The following is a 1139-nucleotide window of genomic DNA, read 5'->3' as shown; positions in this document are numbered from 1 at the left end:
CTGCCGGGCCGCACCAATGCCTTCCTGGTGGCCGAAGTGCGCCCGCAGGTCAACGGCATCGTGGCCAAGCGGTTGTTCACCGAAGGCGGCCTGGTCACTGCCGGGCAGCCGCTGTATCAGCTCGATGACGCCAGCTATCGCGCCCAGGCCAACAGCGCCCGTGCCCAGCTGGCGCGCGCCGAAGCCACCGCCAATGCCGCACGCCTGAGCGCCAAGCGCATCGGCGAGCTGGCCAAGGTCGAGGCGGTCAGCACCCAGGACAACGAAAACGCGATCGCCGCGCTGAAGCAGGCCGAAGCCGATGTCGGCGCCGCGCGTGCCTCGCTGGACGCGGCCAACGTGACGCTGGGGTATGCGCGCATCACCGCGCCGATCAGCGGTCGCATCGGCAAGTCCTCGGTTACCCAGGGCGCGCTGGTCAGTGCCGGTCAGGCCGAAGCGCTGGCCACCGTGCAGCAGTTGAACCCGATCTATGTCGATCTGACCCAGTCCGCCAGCGAGCTGCTGCAGCTGCGCCGCGAACTGGCCAGCGGCCGCCTGCAGGACAACCAGACCCTGCCGGTGACGATCCTGCTCGATGACGGCACCGAGTTCGACCACAAGGGCACGCTGGAATTCTCCGAAGTCAGCGTGGATCCGACCACCGGCAGCTACGCGCTGCGGGTCAAGGTCGAGAACCCGGACCAGGTGCTGATGCCGGGCATGTACGTGCGTGCGCAGGTGGGCAGCGGCGTGCGCGACAACGCGATCCTGGTGCCGATGCAGGGCATCGCCCGCGATCCCAAGGGCGATACCAGCGCCATGGTGGTCGGCAAGGACGACAAGGTCGAAGTGCGGCAGGTCAAGGTCAGCCGTTCGCTCGGCGACAAGTGGCTGGTCGAAGACGGGTTGAAGGCGGGTGACAAGGTCATCGTCGAAGGCCTGCAGAAGATCCAGCCGGGCATGCCCGTGCAGGCCACCGAAATGGGCGCGGCCCCGGCCAAGCCGGCCGCCGCGCCGGCGGCTCCCGCCGCCCAGCAGTAACCGGAGAATTCCATGGCACGTTTCTTCATTGATCGCCCCATCTTCGCGTGGGTGATTGCGATCATCATCATGCTCGCCGGTGGCCTGGCGGTGCTCAAGCTGCCGGTGTCGATGTA

The 1139-nt window shown here is 67.6% G+C and carries 1 protein-coding gene; it reads left to right on the top strand.

The features are described from left to right. Positions 1 to 1023, top strand: a 1023-nt coding sequence (gene smeD / locus ABE472_RS18815) for a multidrug efflux RND transporter periplasmic adaptor subunit SmeD (protein WP_346466782.1), incomplete at its 5' end; no start/stop codon positions are given. Positions 1024 to 1139: the final 116 nt, after the last annotated feature.

Origin of the sequence: Stenotrophomonas sp. TWI809, from assembly GCF_039673205.1 — a bacterium.
Classification (GTDB): Bacteria; Pseudomonadota; Gammaproteobacteria; order Xanthomonadales; family Xanthomonadaceae; genus Stenotrophomonas.
This window is presented reverse-complemented; position numbering and strand designations above follow the sequence as displayed.